14 protein-coding genes and 2 pseudogenes are annotated in these 21097 nt (G+C 49.8%); 2 read left to right on the plus strand and 14 right to left on the minus strand.

Annotated elements, in window-relative coordinates; all coding sequences use genetic code 11:
• Nucleotides 1-420: 420 nt before the first annotated feature.
• Together ABWH99_RS15380 and ABWH99_RS15385 are read right to left on the minus strand one after the other, a co-directional pair.
• On the minus strand, nucleotides 421-1911 hold the full coding sequence (locus ABWH99_RS15380; RefSeq protein ID WP_375582736.1) for a sulfatase: 1491 nt from the start codon (nucleotides 1909-1911) through the stop codon (nucleotides 421-423).
• A gap of 13 nt (nucleotides 1912-1924) precedes the next feature.
• The gene (locus ABWH99_RS15385) at nucleotides 1925-3673 is read right to left on the minus strand and encodes a c-type cytochrome (RefSeq protein ID WP_375582737.1); all 1749 of its coding nucleotides are present in this window, start codon (nucleotides 3671-3673) and stop codon (nucleotides 1925-1927) included.
• 188 nt (nucleotides 3674-3861) lie between these two features.
• Here ABWH99_RS15385 and ABWH99_RS15390 point away from each other — a divergent pair, with 188 nt between their 5' ends.
• On the plus strand, nucleotides 3862-4404 hold the full coding sequence (locus ABWH99_RS15390; protein WP_375582738.1) for a hypothetical protein: 543 nt from the start codon (nucleotides 3862-3864) through the stop codon (nucleotides 4402-4404).
• Between the two features lie 61 nt (nucleotides 4405-4465).
• Here ABWH99_RS15390 and argJ read toward each other — a convergent pair.
• From argJ to ABWH99_RS15445, 11 genes and pseudogenes are all read right to left on the minus strand, one after another.
• Nucleotides 4466-5677, minus strand: a pseudogene (gene argJ / locus ABWH99_RS15395) (bifunctional glutamate N-acetyltransferase/amino-acid acetyltransferase ArgJ).
• Between the two features lie 13 nt (nucleotides 5678-5690).
• Nucleotides 5691-6737, minus strand: a complete 1047-nt coding sequence (argC, locus tag ABWH99_RS15400; RefSeq protein ID WP_375582739.1) for an N-acetyl-gamma-glutamyl-phosphate reductase — start codon at nucleotides 6735-6737, stop codon at nucleotides 5691-5693.
• Nucleotides 6727-7929, minus strand: coding sequence for an aspartate aminotransferase family protein (locus tag ABWH99_RS15405; RefSeq protein ID WP_375582740.1), 1203 nt, complete (start codon nucleotides 7927-7929; stop codon nucleotides 6727-6729). Before ABWH99_RS15405 ends, argC begins: the two co-directional genes overlap by 11 nt.
• A 2-nt stretch (nucleotides 7930-7931) precedes the next feature.
• Entirely contained in the window at nucleotides 7932-8756 is an 825-nt protein-coding gene (argB, locus tag ABWH99_RS15410; RefSeq protein WP_375582741.1) for an acetylglutamate kinase, read from the minus strand.
• A 181-nt stretch (nucleotides 8757-8937) separates the two neighbouring features.
• A complete protein-coding gene (locus tag ABWH99_RS15415; RefSeq protein ID WP_375582742.1) occupies nucleotides 8938-9699 on the minus strand; it encodes a PhzF family phenazine biosynthesis protein in 762 nt (253 codons plus the stop codon).
• Nucleotides 9700-9717: 18 nt separating this feature from the next.
• On the minus strand, nucleotides 9718-11169 hold the full coding sequence (locus ABWH99_RS15420) for a TrkH family potassium uptake protein (RefSeq protein ID WP_375582743.1): 1452 nt from the start codon (nucleotides 11167-11169) through the stop codon (nucleotides 9718-9720).
• Nucleotides 11170-11171: 2 nt separating this feature from the next.
• Nucleotides 11172-12518, minus strand: a complete 1347-nt coding sequence (gene trkA / locus ABWH99_RS15425) for a Trk system potassium transporter TrkA (RefSeq protein ID WP_375582744.1) — start codon at nucleotides 12516-12518, stop codon at nucleotides 11172-11174.
• 110 nt (nucleotides 12519-12628) lie between these two features.
• Nucleotides 12629-14631, minus strand: a pseudogene (locus ABWH99_RS15430) (alpha-amylase family glycosyl hydrolase).
• 43 nt (nucleotides 14632-14674) lie between these two features.
• The gene (locus tag ABWH99_RS15435; RefSeq protein WP_375582745.1) at nucleotides 14675-16105 is read right to left on the minus strand and encodes a Ca2+-dependent phosphoinositide-specific phospholipase C; all 1431 of its coding nucleotides are present in this window, start codon (nucleotides 16103-16105) and stop codon (nucleotides 14675-14677) included.
• Between the two features lie 50 nt (nucleotides 16106-16155).
• Nucleotides 16156-17133 (minus strand): endonuclease/exonuclease/phosphatase family protein, encoded by a 978-nt coding sequence (locus tag ABWH99_RS15440; protein ID WP_375582746.1) that lies wholly within the window; start codon nucleotides 17131-17133, stop codon nucleotides 16156-16158.
• A gap of 291 nt (nucleotides 17134-17424) precedes the next feature.
• Nucleotides 17425-18702 carry a DUF445 domain-containing protein gene (locus tag ABWH99_RS15445; protein WP_375582747.1) on the minus strand — a complete coding sequence of 426 codons (1278 nt, stop codon included), beginning with the start codon at nucleotides 18700-18702 and terminating at the stop codon, nucleotides 17425-17427.
• A 220-nt stretch (nucleotides 18703-18922) separates the two neighbouring features.
• Between ABWH99_RS15445 and ABWH99_RS15450 the strand changes: the two genes are divergently transcribed.
• Nucleotides 18923-20344 carry an ATP-binding protein gene (locus ABWH99_RS15450; protein WP_375582748.1) on the plus strand — a complete coding sequence of 474 codons (1422 nt, stop codon included), beginning with the start codon at nucleotides 18923-18925 and terminating at the stop codon, nucleotides 20342-20344.
• Here ABWH99_RS15450 and ABWH99_RS15455 read toward each other — a convergent pair.
• Nucleotides 20323-21060: an NYN domain-containing protein gene (locus ABWH99_RS15455; RefSeq protein WP_375582749.1), complete on the minus strand. Its 738-nt coding sequence runs from the start codon at nucleotides 21058-21060 to the stop codon at nucleotides 20323-20325. The genes ABWH99_RS15450 and ABWH99_RS15455 overlap by 22 nt on opposite strands.
• Nucleotides 21061-21097 lie beyond the last annotated feature (37 nt).

The raw sequence follows: 21097 nt of genomic DNA on the forward strand, positions 1-21097 counted from the left end.
TGGCTGCCTGCAAAAGCGAATCAAACAATATTTCTACTGGATCCCTTTTCCGAATGGATCCCATTCCTCCCCTAAAAAAAATAAGCTATGAAATAAAATTTCATAGCTTAAGTCAATTAACAATAAACCCAAAATAACCAAGCTGTAACAGAAGGATTTGAACCTTCGCCGGTTTTAACCGACTCCTGAGCCTCTGGTGAGGTGCTACAGATCCAGGAATTTCCTGTTGACTCTACAAAGGTAGAGAAAAAAATTATTTTACAAAAGGAATAGCTGATTTTATGAAAAATTTATTTTAACTAAAAAATATGAGTGAAATTTTATTTAAAAAACCAGGTTCAGGCACTACAACACGGAAATTTTACGTGATGCGCTCCAGCGTTTCGTAGAAAAACATCGAATGGGCATGCAAGCATTCGCCTACTTTATCAATTCCTCCGCTACGATTAGCTGCTCTTCCCAGTACCAGTGACCGTTCTTTTTTTCCAGTTTTCGGTGCTTGCTTCCGGGCGCATGGGGGGCATCCTTCGCGCGCAGCCAGCGAGCATGGTCCTCCTTGATTTCCCGATAGGCTTTCCTACCCGCCAAATTGTGGTGTTCGTGAGGATCCTGTAGGTGATCGTACAATTCTTCGGATCCATCGGCATAGCGAATGTACCTCCATCGTAAGGATCGAACACTGTGGTTACCCGGGTTGTGGGTGGTAATGGCGGGCCTTTCCCGAGGAGTATCCGGGTTTTGTAGCTGGGGTACCAATGAAACGCCTTCCAATCCACTTTTTTCCGGCAATCCCGCCAACTCGAGCAAGGTAGGATATATGTCCAGCAGCTCGACCGGTTGCCGACATACGCCGCCTCCCGGTATTCCTTTCCCGGCAAATAGCAAGGGCACATGAGTCGACCGTTCCCATAAGGTATTTTTCCCGGTTATTCCTTTTTCTCCCAGGTGAAAGCCGTGATCCGACCAAAGTACTACGATGGTATTTTCGGTCAGCCCATTTCGCTCCAATGCATCGAGCACCCGACCAACCTGGGCATCGGTAAAACTGATGGTGGCCAGGTACGAACGCACCTTGCTTTCCCATTGATGGTGTTCCTGTAGCCAGGAAAGCCGAACTTCCGGCAGGTACCAATGCAGGTACCAGGCAAAGGGAGGCACATCGTCCCGGTCATCCGGAGGTGCAGGAGGTAAATACAAGGGCTCCTCTTCCGGATACAGGTCGAACCACTTGCGGGTGGCGAATAAGGGGACATGAGGCAACCAAAAGCCGACTGCGAGGAAAAAAGGCCGGTCGGATTGCTCTTTGAGGAGGGCCAGTTTTTCCTCTGCCCAGGTAGCTACCTTGTAATCGTTTCGCACGCTATCCCCGGTTTCGGGATATACGCCCCAATCCAACAGGGGATGGTTGCCCATGTGGGTATCGCCCACCAGTTTCTGCGGAGGGTGGCCCGCTGTCCCTCCACCTATCGAACCCCATTCCTGAAATTCGGCGCGCTTTTCGGGCGTGGTACCGATGCTGTGGAAAATCTTCCCGTTGGATAGGGTCCGGTATCCCTGGGATTCAAAGTATTGCGGGAGCGTCACCACATCCCGGGTTATTGCCACGTCCCGGTGGTGGGGAGCCAGGTTGTATATCCCGGTAGTCTCAGGACGCAGACCTGTGAGGATACTAACCCGGGAGGGATTACAAAGCGTGGCCTGCGTATGGGCATTGGCAAACAAAACCCCCATTTTTGCCAGTCGGTCAATATTTGGGGTTTTTACCTGCGGATGTCCGTTCAAGGCGCCAATCCAATCATTCAGGTCGTCGATGGCGATGAATAGCACGTTTGGACGATCGGTGGCTTGTCCATAAACCGGAGCTCCCAGCAGGAGAAAAAAGGACAGTACTTTCCAGCAAATTTGCCTCATGCGATTTGGTTGTTTATTCAAATGAAATGTTCCATAGGTTTCCCCCTTTTTCTCTGCCTCCGTATTCGATGACGTACAGGGATTTTCCCAGCAGGACGGCATCCACCGGTTGGGTAAAGCCTTCGGCCACCCGGTAGGTATTGAGTAAAAAATTCGATCCGGAACCATCGAGTTCCAGGTCCAACAGCAACAAATCCTCTCCATGTGGGGTAAAGGGCTGCATCAATGCCGAACGCTGTCCATTGGTATACCGCAGTACGAGTGCCTTGCCTTTAAACCTGCCGGGCAATCGCTCTTCGGTATCAAAGACCAGACCCAATGGAGAGGAATGTGGGGTAAAGGTGGTCATCCCAATTCCCAGATCGGAGGCATCCCGGACCAGACCGGTTTTCTTGTCCCTGAATTTATCCGCATCCGGCCCAAAATTCAGAAAGCCAGGCGTAAACCGAATGCCTTCCGGGACCCTTGGAAAGTCCGGGTCGTTGTGAAAATCATTTGGCCAGGCAGCGGCTCCCGGATTGAGGAAGGGGTCCGTATCCGGGTCGGGTACCCAGTCCGGAAACTGCTGCGGTGTTTCCATGCCACCCATCGTCCAGGGATATCCATAATGGTGTCCTTCCCGTACCCAGATCATGTCTTCGTTTTGATCGTAATCGCCCGAATTTACGACCGCGATCAGCCTTCCCTCCTGATCCAGTGCCAAATCGTATGCATTGCGAACCCCTTCGGCAAAAAGAACGCCCATGGCTTTCAGGCTATCCAGGTCATTTGGTAAAGAAAGGTCCTTGCTGTGCAGTGGAATTCTGAAAATTTTCGAAGTCAGGGCGGCATCCCGGGCATTTGGATAGGCACCGAGGTTATCCTGCACCTCCCCATGGTCGGTGCGACTTCCGCTGACCACGAATAGGTGTTCTTCGTCGGCACTTATCTGCAATGCAGACCATCCATGATCGAAAGGGGTATTGGTGGTGCCATAGACTTCGGTGGTGAACACCACTTCCACGTTCGGTTTTCCTTCCGCATCCCAACCAACCCGCACCAATCGACCCTTGGTGCCCTTGTTATCGTTTACACGTACGTTTCCACTGAGAAACAGCCGGTCTTTCCACCAGGTGGCCCCCTGCAGCCGGGGAATTCCATGATCGGACACATCCAGCATTTTCTCCGGCGCCCGGGATCGATCGGTGGACAAACGGTACACCTCTCCCGGCAAGGTAGCGTACCATAAATAATGCCCGTCCTGAGACGTCCAGATACGCACCGCCCGAGGTGCCACTCGGGCCCATCTGCTAATGGAAATGCCCGGAACAAGGGCCTGAGGCAAGGTTGCGGAGTCCCCTTCCATCCTTGTGTTTTTCAAGCTCCGGAGATGATGTACCAACTGCCAACGTTGGGTTTCGGTCAATACCTCCTGAAAAGCAGGCATGACGCCTCTTCCCACCGACAGCTTAAAAAACAAAGTTCCGTCGGTTTGGGATTGGATGACTTCGGACTGCAGATTGGCCGGATGACCTCCCAGGGCCTGGCCTGCGGGCCCGTCTCCCAGTCCGGTGGTACCGTGGCAGGTTTCGCAATACAAGCGGTACACGACCTGTCCTTCCCGAAGGTGATCCGGCCCTTTCTGCAACGGGTTGGCCATTGCCGCGGCAGGTTCCGGAACGGTCCATTCTCCTTCGGAATGGTCTTCTTTGGTAGCGCAGGAACCCAAAAGAGCTCCCGCGAAAACAAGCGATAGGATACGGTTATTCCAGGTCTGATGCATGGGTCTTCACAACAAAACGCCTTAATTTATACATTTTTTCGAAAATACTTTTTTTCGCGCTCGGATTTTGGAAATAAAATACCGCAAAAACCGCAGGGCCAAATCCCAAAAGCCGCAGGTTCGATCGCTCGTTTTTTTTTACTATCTTCGAATTTGTAAGGTTGTTTTCCTCAACTAATGCTTCGGACATGATCAAACACATCTTCTTCGGCATATTTTTTCTACTTCTGACTTGGCAGAGTTTCGCGCAGGTACCCCAAAGCCAGGTAAATATAGGCTTTGACGCAGGTATTACGCTGAACGAATTTTACCAGGCGCAATTCCCGGCGGGTTTTGGAGCTTCCATCAAGGGTTTGGTTGCTGCCGGACCACGGGGGCAATGGTCGCTTACGGGAAATTACCTGTATTTCCCCATTGATTCTTCCATTCCCCTGGCAAATGGGGAAAACCTTAGTTTGCATCTGGCCCCATTGCTTGCAGGATACCGCCTGAATTTTATGCCATTTTTCTTTGAACCGCAGATAGGTGGGGCATTGGTTGCCAACCGATTTAAAAATTCGCCCAATACCTACACCGAAAGGCAGATAGAGTTGGCATTTGCCCTGGAGATGGGATACCGATGGGAACAAGTGGAATTCAGCCTTCGGTACCAGCACGCCGGACCCTCCCCCTTTCACCTGGGTTTACTGGGCATCCGAGCGGCCTATGTGCTTCCTTTCGGACGCTACTAAAAAAAAACAGTCGAAGACCAATGGGGAACTTCGACTGTCTGCATGCAGCTGGGCTTCTTCGCTAGGTCGTATAGACCGAGTTAAACATCACGTAATCCGTGGTGAGGTCCGCCCCCCAACCCGTTGCTTCCTGTTTTCCGGTATTGAGTTCCAGGTTAATTTTGATATGTGACTCCCGGAGCAATTTTTTCATGTAATTTTTATCAAATTTGGTAGGTGTTCCGCGCTTTAACACCAAAACCTGATTGTTCGCATCGCCCAGGTACAGGTTGGCTTTTTTATAATTAAAGCTGATTCCGGCATTTCCACAGGCGGCAATAATTCAACCCCAATTTGGATCCCGGCCGAACATGGCGGTTTTTACCAATGTGGAATCCGAGATTGCCCGCACCATCTTCATGGCCACGTTTTCTGAGATGGCTCTGGAAACCTTATACTCCACAAATTTGGAGGCTCCCTCCCCATCCGAGACGATTAATTTCGCCAGATGGACCAGCAGCTCCAGTAATTTTTCCTTAAATAGCGGATACAACGGATCATTTTCGCTGGTGATTTTGGTGTTTCCTGCCATTCCGTTAGCCAGTATTGCTACCATGTCATTGGTGGAAGTATCCCCATCCACAGTGATCATGTTGAAGGAGCGGTCCACGCAATACTTCAGAGTGGATTGAAGCAATTTCTCATCAATGGCGATATCTGAAGCCAAAAAGCAAAGCATGGTCGCCATGTTCGGATGAATCATGCCCGATCCCTTGGCCACTCCCCCAATGGCGATCGTTTTGCCTTCCCATTCAAAATCTACAAATCCTTCCTTAGCAAAGGTATCCGTGGTCAAAATGGCGTTGGCAAGAAAAGAGCCTGCTTTGGCATCGTCGGACAACTTGGGTACCGTCGTTTTGATTCCTTCGATGACGTCTTCGGTAGGAAAAGGCTCACCAATCAATCCGGTCGAGGCCACGATGACATCGTCCGGAGAAATGGAAAGCGCCTCCGCCACGGTATCGGCCATCGCTTCCGCTCCCTTTCTTCCCTGTTCTCCGGTGCAGGCATTGGCATTTCCTGCATTGCATACGATCACCTGAGCCCGATTATTTTTCAGATTTCTTTTGGTAACTTTTATGGGCTCGGCCTGTACTTTGTTTTGTGTGAGTGTGGCCGCTGCAGCGGCAGGTACTTCCGAAAAAATCAACGCCAGGTCCCGTCGCATGGATTTGATGCCGGAATGGGCACCCCAGCATTTAATTCCTTTTACACTGGTAATATTTTTGATCATGGTTTCGTTTCGTTTATGGTTGCAGGGGAACCTGTAATAACCCCATGGATTCGTCCAGCCCCAACATGAGATTCATGTTATGCACTGCCTGGCCGGCGGCCCCCTTTACCAGGTTGTCGATGGCAGCAACGATAATCGCCCGGTTTGTCCGGGAATCCCAAAACGGAAACAGGTCTGCAAAGTTACTCCCTCGCACTTCCTTAATGGCCGGTGCTTCCTTCCGGATGCGAACAAAGGGTTGGTCGTGGTAAAAGTCCCGATACAGGGCATTCAGTTTTTGCTGTGTCATGCCTCCCGTTAGTTGGATATACGAGGTAGCCAAAATCCCCCGATCTACCGGTAATAAATGGGGGGTAAACTGTAAATTAACTGATTTTTTCACTAAAAACGAAAGCTGTTCCTGGATTTCAACCGTATGCCGATGGTTACCAATGCCATAGGCCTTGAAATTATCGTTGACATTTGAAAAATGCGTGGTATTACTGGCTTTTACCCCTGCTCCGGTAGTCCCGGACTTGGCATCAACGATGGCACCATTCGGATCGACTGCTACGCCGGAATGAAAGACCGGCGCCAGACTTAAAATTGAAGCCGTCGGGTAACAACCCGGGTTCGCCACCAGACGAGCTTTTCGAATGGCCTCCGCGTGCAACTCGGGCATCCCGTAGACGGCCGTTTCAAAACCTTCGGGAAAGGTATGGTCCTTTTTGTACCATTCTTCGTATACCGTCGGACTGGAAAGTCGGAAATCGCCAGATAAATCAATCAATTTAACCCCGGAATTCATCCATCTTTTCACAAATTCCATCGATACTCCGTGGGGAAGTGCCAAAAACAGCACGTCCAGGTTCTGTATATCCAGCTCGTCCGAGCCAATCAGGGTCGTATCCAGAATTCCGGAAAACTGCTGATGAAGGTCTGAAAAACGCTTCCCGCGATGGGATTCCGAGGTGATGGCGACAAGGTCGGATTGAGGGTGGTGGATCAGAATGCGGGCCAGTTCCGAGCCGGTATAGCCGGAAGCACCCACTATCCCAACCCGGTATTTTTTAGTGCTCATTTTTTTCGATTGAAATTAGGATTGCTTTTAATTTATCCAGAACCTGTACCAGGTCTTCTTCGGGAATCGTTAAGGGGGGAACCAGCCGCAATACCGATTCGGCAGTAGCATTGGCAATGATTCCTTCGTCCATAAGTGCTTTGACAAGGGGGGCGGCCGGTCGGTCCAATTGCACCCCAATCATTAATCCCAAACCTCTTACTTCCCGGATCATCGGATGCTCCCTGATCCAGGACCGGAGGATTCCCATTAGCCAGTCTCCTTTTTCCTGCGCGGCAAGAGTCAGGTTTTCTTCCAGGATGGTTGTAATGGTCGCAAGGGCCGCAGCTGAGGCCAGGGGATTTCCACCAAAGGTGGTGCCGTGATCCCCAAAATCGATGGCATCCCCCACTTTTTTGTTACACAATACAGCGCCGATGGGCATGCCCCCGCCCAAACCTTTGGCAAGGGTAAGGATATCCGGCTGCACCTCGTAGTAATCCTTGGCAAAAAAGTTACCGGTTCTACCGATACCACATTGAATTTCATCAAAAATCAACAGTACCCCCTTTTCGTCACAAAGCTTTCTCACGGCCTTCAGATAGGTTTTATCTGCGGGAACAATGCCTCCTTCCCCTTGTATGGGCTCCAATAGTACCGCGGCCGTTTCCGGCGTGATGGCCGCTTCCAGCGCCTCCAGTGAATTGAATTCCACTTGGGAAAATCCCGTTGGAATGGGCGCAAATCCTTTTTGGTATTTTGCCTGGCCTGTGGCGATGGTGCCCAGGGTACGGCCATGAAAGGAGTTTTTCATGGAAATGATCGCTCCGCCCTTTCCCTGTTTAAACGCGTACTTGCGGGCAATCTTAATGGCCCCTTCCACGGACTCCGCACCGCTATTGGTGAGGAATACGTGCTGCATCCGACTCAGATCGACCAACAGCTTGCTAAGGGCGACCTGAGGCGGGCTGACAAAAAAGTTGGAAATGTGGATCAGCTCACCGGCTTGTTCCTGAATGGCCCGCACGACCTTGGGATGGCAGTGGCCCAGGTTATTGACCGCAATACCGGCCAACATGTCGATGTACTCCTTCCCGTTTGCATCCCATACACGGCTTCCTTTTCCTTTGATCAGAGCCAGCGGAAAACGCTTGAATGTTGGTAAATAATATTTCTTGTCCTCCTCATATAAATATTCGTTGGAAATTTGCATGTTCAATGAGTTATGGTTGTTCCTATGGATTGTTGTTTAATGATGTAGTCCGTAATTTGATTGGGTTGAGTGCCATTTAGGATCACGGCTTTTTTAACGCCCCCTTTCAGGGCAGTCAGGCAAGATTCAATCTTAGGTATCATCCCACCCTGAATGACGGTGCCCATGTACGCCGCTACCTCTGTTATCGACAGTGTTTTCAGAATGGACGCCGGATCCGGATACTCCCGATACAGACCGTCCACATCGGTGAGTACGATGTATGCATCTACCTGCAGGGATGCGGCAATCTTTCCTGCAAAAACATCTCCATTGATGTTGTAATCGTTGCCTGCTGCATCCGAGGCTATGCAGGTGACCACCGGGGTAAAACCATTCTCCAGCAATAGGTTTAGCAAAAGGGGCTGTACCACTTTTAAATCCCCTACCTGACCCAGGTCCTGCCGGGTCTCGGTGCCGGATTCATTTTTGACGAGGTGCCATCTTTTTTCGGCAATGGCCAGCTGCCCGTCCTTTCCCGAAAGCCCCACGGCTTTTAAACCCTGCCTGTTAAGCAGGTTGACAAGGGAGCTGTTTACTTCTCCTTTCAAGGTCTTTTCGATACAGCGCAAGGCCTCTGTACTGGTGTGTCGATGGCCGTCAAAAAATTCGGTTTTTATTCCCGCTTCCTCCAGGGACTGGTTGATAAATGGACCTCCCCCATGAACCAGAATCACCTCTGTGCCTTGCTCTTGCAGGCTCTTGATTTTCTGTGAAATTGCTTCCTTTAGTGCTTCATTGATCATTGCATTCCCACCGTACTTGATGAGAATTCTTCGGTATTGCATCTTCTATTTCGTTTGTCGACTTTTGAATTAAAAAAACCTTGCGAAATAAAAAAGCAATAATTGTACCAGCGAACGAAAAAAATATGGAAAAAAACAGGAAATAGGATTTACACCAAATATTCCCATCGAATATTCAAATAGTCAAACGGATCTCCGGGGGCTGCCAAGCTGTCAGGCCGCCTTACTCGAAGGCAAAGGTCCCGGCAAGGACTACCGTATCCTCCTCCATCTCGGCAAAAAAGCGCCCCCCTCGGGGACTTAATTGATGGGCTACCAGCTGGTTTTTGCCCAGCTTCTTTGCCCAGAAGGGAACCAACAGTGCATGAGAGGAACCTGTAGCCTGATCTTCCAGTTGCTGTACGTGCGGGACAAGCGTACGGCTCACAAAATCTACCGCCTCCCCTTTTGCGGTAACCGCGTAGCCAAAAATCTCAGACTGACGCAGCCGGTCAAAATCGGGTATCATTTCCTTGACCGATCGTTCCGAATCGGTCAAAATCACGTGTTTGTTGTCCGTTTGGTACATTTCCAAAACCGGGATAGAGAGTCCCTCTTTAATGGCAGCCGGTACTGCCACCTGCCCTCTCAAAGGAATGGCATCCAGGCGCATCTGAAACCGGTTTCCATCCAGGTGCACCAAGACCTCCCCTCCGCTGTACTGCAGCAGGACGGTATCGGTTTGCTTCTGCCGGGCCAGGAAAATGCCCGCAGCGGCAGCACCGTGGCCACACAGTGAGATTTCTGCATCTGGCGCAAACCAACGCACCCGGTAATTCCCCGCTGCATCTTCCAACAAAAACGAGGTGGCCGGCATGCCGATTTTCTTCGCCTGGGCCAGCATTTCTTCCGGCTCCAGTGGTTTTTCTAAACGTACCACAGCGGCTGGGTTTCCCCGAAAATCGAGTTCCGGGGCGGTAAAAACGGCAATTATGGGTGGATGCATGGGTCGAACGGTATGGGATTAATTGGCTCGCCAGAAGTAGGGCGTAAAGAGCACGAGAATGGTAAATAACTCCAATCTCCCCAATAACATGAGAAAGCTGAGAAATAATTTCGCAAACGGGGAGAAAAAAGCAAAATTATCCACCGGCCCCACCCTGCCGATGGCGGGCCCCACGTTCCCCAGGGAGGTAGCCACCGCTCCAAACGATGTTATCAGGTCGTACCCGGCGATGGACATCACAATGGATCCCAACACAAAGATCATCAGGTACAACAACAGGAAATTCATGATGTGGGTGATGATCTTTCCCGTCACGCGCTCGCCATTGATTTTTAGGGGTACCACTGCCCTGGGGTGTACGATTCGCTTAAATTCCAGCGTGGAATTCTTTACAAATGTCAGGTGACGGATAAACTTTATGCCGCCACTGGTAGACCCTGCACAGGCGCCCATGAATAACAACATGAAGAAAACAATGGTCAGCCCGTTGCTGTAGGCCGTATAGTCTGCGGTGACGTAGCCGGTAGTGGTTACCAGCGATACTACCTGAAACATGGCATCCCGGAAGGTCGCTTCCATGTCTCCCGGCACCAGGTAGTAGATGGAAAAGGCAATACCCGTGACCAACACTATCAACGAAATGCTATAGGCCCGAAACTCGTCACTGGCCCAAATTCGCCGAAATCTACCCTTGAAAGCAAAGTAGAGCAAGGTGAAATTGGTTCCTGCCAGAAACATAAAGAGAATGGCCGTATACTGGATAGAGGCGCTATCAAAATAAGCCATGCTTGCGTTCTTCGTGGAAAATCCACCCGTAGACATGGTGGTCAGGGCATGATTCATCGCGTCAAAAAAGCTCATTCCCAGCAGGTAGTAGAGTAGCACCAGGGCGAGTGTCAATCCAAAATAAATGAGCCAAAGGCGCTTCGCCGTTTCCCGAATCCGGGGGTGTACCTTGTCCGAAGTGGGACCCGGAGACTCGGCTACAAAGAGCTCAATCCCTCCAATACCTAACAGGGGAAAAATGGCAACGGTCAGCACAATGATCCCCAGGCCTCCAATCCATTGGGTCATGCTGCGCCACAGCAAAATACCAGCTGGCAACTGTTCGATGTCGGTGAGGATGGAGGCGCCTGTGGTGGTGAATCCGGATACTGTTTCAAATATGGCGTCGGAAACAACCGGAATACTGCCGCTAAAAATATAGGGCATCATGCCGAAAACCGACATAACAACCCAACTCGAGGCCACAATCATGTAACCCTCCCGTTTTCGGATATTCTGGTCCTGCTTGGCAAAGGAATAAAAAAAAGTCCCTCCGACTGCCAGGCATATCAAGGCCGATCCGATCAGGGTGATTTGGTCCCCACTTTGGTAATAATACGAGAAAGCAATGCTAGGAAACATCAGAATTCCCAATAGCATCATCAATCCGCCCATTACCTTTAAAATGGCCTTGTAATGAATCATGATTAATTAAATAGTTTTTCCAGAATCGGCTTTGCCTCGGGCAGGCCAAACACGATGGCTTTGTCATTCAGTTGCAACTGGAATTCCCCGTCCGGAATGAATACCTCTTCCCCCCGAATCACACCTGCCACAATGGCCGAGTTTGGAAAATGAAGGGACCGAAGGTTTCGCCGGGTAAGTCGGTTGTTTTTGCTTACCAGGTACTGTACAAACTCAGCCTCTACCCCATGAATGCCCGAAACCGCTTCGACCTTTCCTTTGGTCAGGTAACGACTGACGTGGTTGGCAGCCACCAATTTTTTATTGATCAGGGAATCCACACCAATGCTGTGAGAAATATGAATGTACTCCCGGGTGTCAACGTGTGCAATGGTTTTGTATACCCCGTGATTCTTTGCACTCAGACTGGTAATGATATTGGTTTCCGAACTGTTTGTCAAGGCCAAAAAGCCATCCATGGTCTCCAGTCCTTCTTCGATCAACAAGTTTATGTTTTTATAATCGCCATGAATGACCAGGGCCGTATCCAGCCTCTCGGCCAGCCATTTGCACCGCTCTTTATCGTTGTGTACCAGCGTAACGCCGTACTCGTGTTCCAACTCCCGGGCGGTAGAATAGGCCAGATCATCTCCTCCGATGAGCATGACATTGTGGATTTCTTTGCCCTTGTGGCGGACCAAATCCTTGACTGTATCTACGGATTTATTATTGGAAATAAAAAATACGTGGTCGTTGTTACGAAGGTAGGTATCGCCCCTGGGTATCAGCGTACGGTGGTCCCGGACCAGGGCGATGATCCGGATATCTTCGAATATCGGATCGGTGGTGGTGTCGGATAGCCGTTTGTTTACCAAGGGCGAATCGTGTTCCAACGTGATTCCCACCACACTCAATTTGCCGCCTTCAAACTCAATAACGTCAGAAAAAGTGGAGCGTTTCATCAGTCGGGAGATTTCCTTGCTACAGAGTAACGAAGGAGAAATGATGGAGTCGATTCCCAGGTTTTCAAAATACACCTTGTTTTCGGGGTAAAGGTAATCGTGATTCCTCACCCGGGCGATGACTTTTTTTGCACCGAGTTGCTTGGCCAGTACCGCAGCGCAGATATTGGTTTTCTCGGAGGTGGTCACCGCAAGCATCAATTCCGCATTGTGTATATTGGCCTTTTTCAGAATTTCAATGGAAGCCGAGTCCCCCTCAATGGTCATCACGTCCAGCCTGGAGCCGATATTGTCCAGCACATCTTTGTCTAAATCAATCAGAATGATGTTTTTGTTCTCGTAGCACAACTGCTCTGCTAAGTGATATCCCATATCCCCTGCTCCCGCAATCACGATATTCCTGGCCATAGGCTAACTTTCAAGAATTTACCCGTAATATTAAGCAAAAAACAAGAAACACCAATAGTTATTTCCCGATTTCACTAAAATTACAATTTCTGCCAAATAAAAATTGGCATTTATTCATCTACCCGTGCAAACACCAGCGCCGTGCGGTTGGTCATGTAAATACTCAAACGTTGGTTTTGATCGGTAAAATAGGTTTTCGTTCCTTCGATCCTTCCGAATCCTCCGTATTCCGAATCATCCGAATTGAGGACCAGCTCGTACTGACCCATGCCCGGCGCGCGGAACTGGTAGTCCGGAATGGATGCCTGGGGATGAAAGGAAAACGCAAAGATCAGTCCAGCCCGTTGGTAGATCAGGACTTTATTCGCCGGGTCTGCATGCAGTTGCTCGGCAAATGCTGCGGGCAAAATGGTGTATTTTTTCAGTAGGCGAATCATCGCATGGTCCCAGCGCAGTAGGTACTGGTATTTTAGTTGGGGATCTTCGGCAAGACTCCATTGCCTGCGGGCGTATTGGTAACTCCAGTTATTGCCCGCACGGGGAAAATCGATCCATTCCGGATGGCCAAATTCATTGCCCATGAAGTTGAGATAGCCCTCCCCCCCAAACTACTGGTAAACAAACGAAAAAGCTTGTGCAGGGCGATTCCCCGGTCGATGATAATATTCGAATCCTCTACCTGCATGTGAAAATACATCTCCTTATCCATCAGCCAAAACGCAATGGATTTATCTCCTACCAGGGCCTGGTCATGGGACTCGGCATAGGCGATCGTTTTTTCCTTGTATCGGCGATCGCTTAATTCCTTCCAAAACTCCAGAATATCCCAGCTTTCATCGGGCTTTTCCTTCAGCATCTTGATGTAGAAATCAGGAATGCCCATGGCCATGCGGTAGTCAAATCCGATGCCTCCTTCTTCTGGCTGCCGGCATAGGCCGGGCATACCGCTCACTTCTTCCGCGATGGAGAGGGCTCCCGGCTTAACTTCCTTGATCAGTGCATTGGCCAATTGCAAATAAATGATGGCATCCCAATCCACATCTTTGTGAAAATACTTTTCAAAGTGATCAAAAGTAATCAGGCCATGGTGAAAATAAAGCATGGAAGTGACCCCATCGAAACGGAAACCGTCAAAATGAAATTCTTCCAGCCAGTATTTCAGGTTGGATAATAAAAAGCGCTTTACCTCCCATTTTCCATAGTCAAACAATTTGGAATCCCAAACTTCGTGATAGCCCCGGGGCCCGGCGTGAAAGTACTGATGATCGGATCCATCGAAGGAATTCAGCCCCTCGGATACGTTCTGTACTGCATGGGAATGAACCACGTCCATGATCACCGCAATCCCCAGCGCGTGGGCCGAATTGACCAGGTATTTCAGGTCTTCGGGCGTACCAAACCTACTAGACGGACAGAAAAAATTGGACACGTGGTAGCCAAAGGAGCCGTAATAGGGATGTTCCATCACCGCCATCAGCTGAATGGCATTGTAGCCCAACTTCTTTACCTTTGGCAGGACGTTGTCTGCAAAATCGATGTAGCTGCCAACACCCTCTTCTTCCTGCCCCATACCCACGTGGCATTCGTAAATCAACGGACCTTCTTCGGGATACCTCGGGGAAAAGTCCTGATCCCCCCAGGAAAAAGGCTTGTCCGGAAACCACAGCTGTCCGGAAAAATCCTTGGTTTCCTCGTCCTGCACCACCCGGCGAATGTATGCCGGAATGCGATCCCGCGAAGTGGTACCGCCCTTCACATGTACCTTTACCAGGCTTTTGTGAACCAATCGATCCTTGTAGGCCTCAAAGGGAAGAAAAATTTCCCAAACACCCCATTGGTCTTTTTGCATGGGATGGGAACGTCGATCCCAGGAATTAAAATCACCAATCAGGTACAAGGCATCGGCTTCCGGGGCCCATTCCCTGTACACCCAGCCCTGCCTTTTTGTATCAAAATTAATCCCAAAATAGCGGTGTCCATTGGCAAAGTCAGAAAGACTCCCCGCCACGTTTAGCAATTCGTCCCTGGACAACTGAAAACGTACCCAGCGTTGGTAAATTTCCTCTTTGTACGCTTCCAACCAGGGATCTTCCTGAACTATCTTTAATTTCATACTCGCTTATCAAAAATCACTGCTCGTGAAAGGCATTTCGTCTCTACCGGACTACCGGAAAGCCGGCCGCGGTCCAGCCGTCAATTCCTCCCTCGAGATGGTATACTTTTTCAAAGCCCATACCTCTCATTAGCTCTGCCGCACGGGCACTTCTGCCGCCCACTTTGCAATAGATGAATACGGGATCTTCCTTCTTTAGTTTTTTTGCCTTATCCGCAAAATCGGCTTGCATAAAATCGATGTGTACCGCACCGGGAATAATACCCTCGTCTACTTCCGCCTGGGTGCGTACGTCCAGCACCAAAGGACTACCGTGCGTCCTGCCGAATTGAAACGTTTGTGCATCCAACACCACGACTTCGCTGGCAGGTGCTTCCGGAAGTTCCGTTGCTGCCTTCTCGGTTTCTGTTAAAAACGGATGATAGCGCCCGTACACGCCATCCGAAAAGGCCACCTGGTAGCTCCCCTCAAAACGTTCATCGGGGAGGTAATAATCCGTACTGATCAACTGTGCCCCGCTTTCAAAGGCCATTTTCCTCCGCAGGGTATCGTTGGTTCTCGCTTCGCGGGTATCCGCATCCGCTCGTGTCCGTACCAGATACCCCTTGTTCACCAGCGATCGGATCTCCTCCTGCTGCTCGATTGGGTCGTTAAGAATGTGGATGCCCGACATGGGATGCGATTCCGGGGCAGTCACAAAGAACACCGGCTCCTCTGCTCCGGATAGGTAGGCCTCCATTTTCTCACCTTTCTCGTCCAGTATCCAAATAAATTTCCCTCGGGCTTCCGCTAACGAGGGCCAGCCGGATTCGGTCAGGGCCGCTTTCAGGTCAGGATGCGAGCCCATGACCTCTTTTGGGGTAAGCAGATTCTCTGCACCCAATACTTCCCGAAGCGTCTCGTCCAGTTCCCGAAAGGCCTGGGTATCAAAGGACAGTACTTCGGTTAAACCTCGTTCCGGGTAATTTTCATCCTTGGCGTTCACCGTGATAAACACAGGCAGGTGGTTGGGCTGCAGTTGTGACCATTGTTTCAATTCCTCCAGGTAATCGACCAACAAGGGGTGGTGGCTATTGAAATCGATATCTTGCACGTGAAAAACCTTAAATCCAGGCCGATCAAACGCGGCTTTCTTTGCACTATCCAGCGCCGCTGTCTCCAGGAAGGCTAGTCCCAGCGGTTGGCTAAATCGTCCCCCCTCCGGATCGTGGTACAGGTCCAACTCCAGTAGCCGTAAGCCCAGCGATAATTGCTCCAACACGGGCGGGTGACTGTAATCCAGCCCGGCCGCCAATTCGGCATTTTCCGATTGCAACTGTTTCATGATCCCTGCAGCAACCGGTAGCTTGTAACTGTTGTGGCTGCCGATCAGTTGGATCTGGTTGATTTTTATGGGTGCTGTTTCCGTTGGAGGTTTTTTGCCGCAGGCAATACAAGCCAACAAGATGCCGATAAGAAAAAACTGTCTGACCATACATTCAAATGCGTTAACACTACGTAAAGATACCGAAACTTATCAAAAAGTTAGCTCTTCGTTGAAAACTCCGCCCAAAGCGGCAAATGATCGGATATTCGCCAACTCATCTGAAACGCCGATAAATCACGATTTTTGAGCAGATACGGGCCAAAATCGAACACCCCTCCGTGCAGGTATTGAATGGACAATTGGGGAATTTGCTCGTGGTTTTCAAACCAGGCAATCTGGGAATAAAACTTGGTCTGATGGTCGATCAAGGTTCGGCGAACCTGCCATAAATCCTCTGGAACTTTCAAACCGGTCGACACGAATGCTTCGTACCTGGGGTCGCCAATTCGGTCAATATTGAAATCTCCCAGCAGTACCAGGCTTTGATCAAAGGAATGCATGTCGCGGGCCCAATCTCTCATCCATTCGGCGATGGCTTTTAACTCCCCTTCCCGGTCAGTGGGGGATTCTCCATAGAGCACGTGCATGCTTACAAGGACAAAGGTTTTGTTCTCCACCCGGAAACCCACGGCGTAGGGCGTGCGCGCGAACTGCCGGGAAAAGGCGCCTTCCTTAATTCCAGTGACTTTTTCGTTGGGTACCACCAATTCACAGGCCAGGCCGGACAATTTAACTTTTCGGGTATCGAATAAAAATGCCAGCCTTTCGGAGTTCCCCTCATCCCCTCCCGAAACATCGGTCAGGATAAAGCTCCAATGATCGCCCAAAACCTTTAGCATGTGGCGAAAGGCCTTGAGACTCCCCTTTAGCTCCTGTATGGCGATGATATCAAATCGGGAAATAATCTGCGCAATGGCCAGCAGGGAGTGAAGGTCCCGTTTGGGTGAGTCATGATCCTCCGCTTCCCATTTTTCGGTAAGCCCCCCAAAAGCACGAATGTTCCAGGTGGCAATCAAAATATTGTGGTCCAATTTCTTGAAAGGCAATGCCTCGTCCAGTACCTGGTTCAAGGCACGAATTTCTTCCTCCACTTCTGCCGGGGGTAATTCCTCGATTTTTGCGACTTTCTGGCTCATATGCGAAAAGATGGTATCACTGCTAAAATCGACTTTCGGTAGCGAACTACCGGACTATCGGAATCAAAACACGAGGGCTTTCAAACGAAACAGGCGGACGTTGGTTTGCAACGCAGGAAGGGATCTACCGCAAATCCAGGGGATGGCTACACATCCTGACTACCCGATCGTTCCGAAATACCTACCTTAAAAATAGGTTATTTTACTCGGGATTAAAACCTGTGGCAACAAATCATGAGCTTTTCAGCTACTATCCCACCGCTTTGCAAAAAAAAGAGCTGTCGTCCGCGCTCACAGGAGCAACCAGCGGATCAAAGCAATGCCAATGCCCACAAGGCCTCCTACCACCGCCCCGTTGAGCCGGATGTATTGAAGGTCCTTTCCAACTTTATCCTTGATCTGAAGCATGATTCCTTTGTCGTCCAGCCTTCCCAGGCTGCTTCGTACCATGGCGCCCAATTCGTGATGGTACCGGTCTACCAGCATCGTCACCGTGGACCCTATCCATCGGTCGAATTGTTCGCGGCTAGCGGGGTCTTTGCGCAATTCGTCCAGAAAGCGAATCAGTTGCCGGTGAATGAATTTCATCAGGGGCCGGTCATGGTCTTTCAATTGGTCTTGAAAACCTTCCTTTAGCCGATCCAGTAGCTGCTGAATCAGGGAACGCGACTGTGGGTTGCGTAGCAAGTTTTGCTTCAAGCGTTCCAAATAGGAAGCGGCTTGCTCGTCTCCATTTTTCAAATTAGCCGCAAATTCCAGCAGGTACTGATCCAGCTTTTCCCGAAGCGGATGGTTCGGATCATTTCTTACCTCCTCCATCAACAATAATGCAAGGTCGAGCAACCGGTCCGTGAGTAATTCCGGATCAATTCCTCCGGTTTTTTTTCCCAACCAAACCGCGGATTTTTTCACCCAGTCTCGCTGAGCGTACTGCTTCAGCGCATTGCTCAGTTTCCTTAGCAGCAATTCCCTGGTTTCAGGATCCCGAAGCGAGAGCGAAAATTGTCCCAAGGCCATTTGTACCAATCCATGGTGTCGTTTTTCCCGGATCGTTTCCTCTATCCAGGTGCCTAAGGGGCTCGCAATATCCCATTCTCTCAGCTGCTCATTACTGATTTTCTGAATTAAAATCGCCAGTTTCGGAGGGTCCAGCTCTCCGGAAATGCGGAGAAGCAGCCAGCGCAGGAAATCCATCAGGCGTTGAAGCTGGGCCGGTTCATCCAGGGAGTGCAGGAGCGAGTCGGTGATGGATAGCCCCTGTAGCCGTTCGCGAAGCACCTGTGGTGAAAGCCATTTGGTGGTGACCAGTTCCACAATCCCTTCCGTCAGTTTTTCCCGGTTTTTGACGATAATATTGGTGTGCTTCCGCACAAAGGGGATGGGTATCTCGTAAAACAAGGCGCTTACCGCAAACCAATCGGCCAGGCCCCCAATTGTACCGGCTTCGAATCCCGTTGCCAGAATGCGCCAGAAAGGGCCTTCCAACCAACCAAAATGAATACCTGTCTCCAGGGAAAGGAAACCAACAATGGCCACCAGAAGAGACAGGGTTCCGATCGTACTTTTCAATGGATGTATTTTTTTAGACAAGGTACAAAAATGTGCCCAACAACGGCCAAACCTTCGGAAATTGAGGGATTTCTTCTAAAAATTTGGCGGAACATGGAGGGATTTCCTTGTGCCGTGCAGATCGGAATCATGGAGAAACAAAATTTATTGCTTAGTTTTGAAGCCGGAAAAAACCGGAAGGTGCCACTTTTTTAGCAGGCAGAAACAGCTACTCGTTACTATGGAAAAACAGCGCGCCATTGAAGAAGATTCGCCTAAAACTTTCATTGAAAGGTATCGCCGGCATGTTTTTTCCACCTGCTTTGAATCTGTGCCAGGCGAAGATCCATTGGACTACTGGAAAAATTACCTATTCGTCACCACCCTTTTATTTATCATTCCCCTCTGCAGCATTGCCTTGATTCCGGGGGTTTATCTCTCCTACCTGACCTCTCTCACCGGACTACTCATTGCCGATATTTTGGCCGTGGTAGGCTTACTACTGATCGCGCATGTCCGCGGTATCCCACTTGCGGTCCGAAAATGGGTGTTCATTGGCATCATCTATGCCATCGGTCTGATCCTAATCTACTACCTGGGGAATTACGGTCCGGGGCTGCTTTATCTACTAGCGGTTTCGGTTTTTATGATCCTGGTCTTCCCCGAAAATGCCGCATGGACGGGCTTTTATTTGAATTTGGCCGCTTGCCTGCTTTTTGGCGGCGTGATCTACCTCCGCATCCCCCTTGACGGCCGTTTTTCTTCGCCCATTGACCTTCAGACCTGGATTGCCATTTCTTCCAATCTGATTTTTCTCAATGCCGTGTTTGTCGTATTGATCCCAAAACTATTCAAAGGGCTGCAGGAAAGTCTGCGGGAGCAATACCTGCTCAGAAGAAAACTGGAGGAGCAACAGGAAGCCCTGAAAAGATCGCTGTCCGAGGTGAAATCAAAAAACACCGACCTGGAGCATTTTACCTATGTGGCCTCGCATGATTTGCAGGAACCGCTGCGAATGGTCACCGGCTTCATGTCACTATTGGAAAAACGGTATTCGGACCAACTGGATGCAAAGGGAAAAACGTATATCCGGCACGCGGTAGACGGCGCTACCCGCATGCGGCAATTGATCCTGGACTTATTGAAGTACTCCCGCATTCACCCCGGCACCGACCCCATCGAAGAGGTAGATGTGCAGCGTCTGTTTGACGAGGTGATACATACCCTTTCACCAGAAATCCGACGGCTTGACGCCACGATCACCCATGGTCCCCTTCCAACCATAATCAGTCACCATAGTTTTCTTTTCCTGGTCCTGCAAAACCTCGTCAGCAACGCCCTTAAATACGCCAAACGCGGCATCCCTCCGGAGATACACCTGAGTTGCGAAGAGCAGGAAGAAACATGGCTTTTTTGGATCAGGGACAATGGTATTGGCATCGAGCAGGAGTACTTCGAACGAATATTCGTAATTTTTCAACGCCTCCACCAAAAGGATGCATACGACGGTACCGGCATGGGGTTGGCTATTGTGAAAAAGATTGTGGAAAGCATGGAAGGAAAAATCTGGCTCCAATCCCGGGCGGGACAGGGGACTACCTTTTATTTTACCGTTCCCAAACATGCCTCCAACCCAAAATCTCAGGCTTTGTTACGCACGTAAATCAATTTATATTTTCCTTTTTGGTTCTCCCGTTGTTCGATCTCAAATTTATTGATGGAACCGATCAACGGAGTCAGTTTTTGGAATCCGTAATTTCGAGAATCAAAGTTGGGCTGTTTTTTTTGAAGCAGATTACCCACGTCTCCCATGAACGCCCAGCCATCATCATCGGCCAGATCCGAAATGGTGGAAGAAATCAATTGAATCAACTTGGGATTGATTTTGTCCACCTGCGGTCTGGGTTTGCCTTTTTCTTTGCTATCCTCCTGCCCCTCGGTTTCTTTCTGCAAAATTTCCAGGTAAATGAATTTATCGCAGGCGACAATAAAGGGATCAGGAGTTTTCTTTTCTCCCATGCCGATTACCAATAAGCCTGCTTCCCGCAGGCGCGTCGCCAGCTTGGTAAAATCACTGTCGCTGGATACCAGGCAAAACCCATCTACCCGACCGGTATAAAGAATGTCCATCGCGTCTATGATCATCGCCGAATCCGTGGCATTTTTGCCGGAAGTATATCCGTACTGCTGAATGGGGTTGATCGCATTTTCTAACAACACGTTTTTCCACTTATTTAGCTGGGGCTTGGTCCAGTCTCCGTAGATGCGTTTGATGGTCGGATTGCCGTACTTGGCGACCTCTTCCATCATTTCCTTGATTTGATTGGATGGAACATTGTCCGCATCAATCAATACGGCAATTTTTATTTCCGCTTGCATAGGCCTCCGAAACTGATCTGTTTAGGGAACGAAGCTA

Origin of the sequence: Cyclobacterium xiamenense (genome assembly GCF_042140265.1) — a bacterium.
Classification (GTDB): domain Bacteria; phylum Bacteroidota; class Bacteroidia; order Cytophagales; family Cyclobacteriaceae; genus Cyclobacterium; species Cyclobacterium xiamenense_A.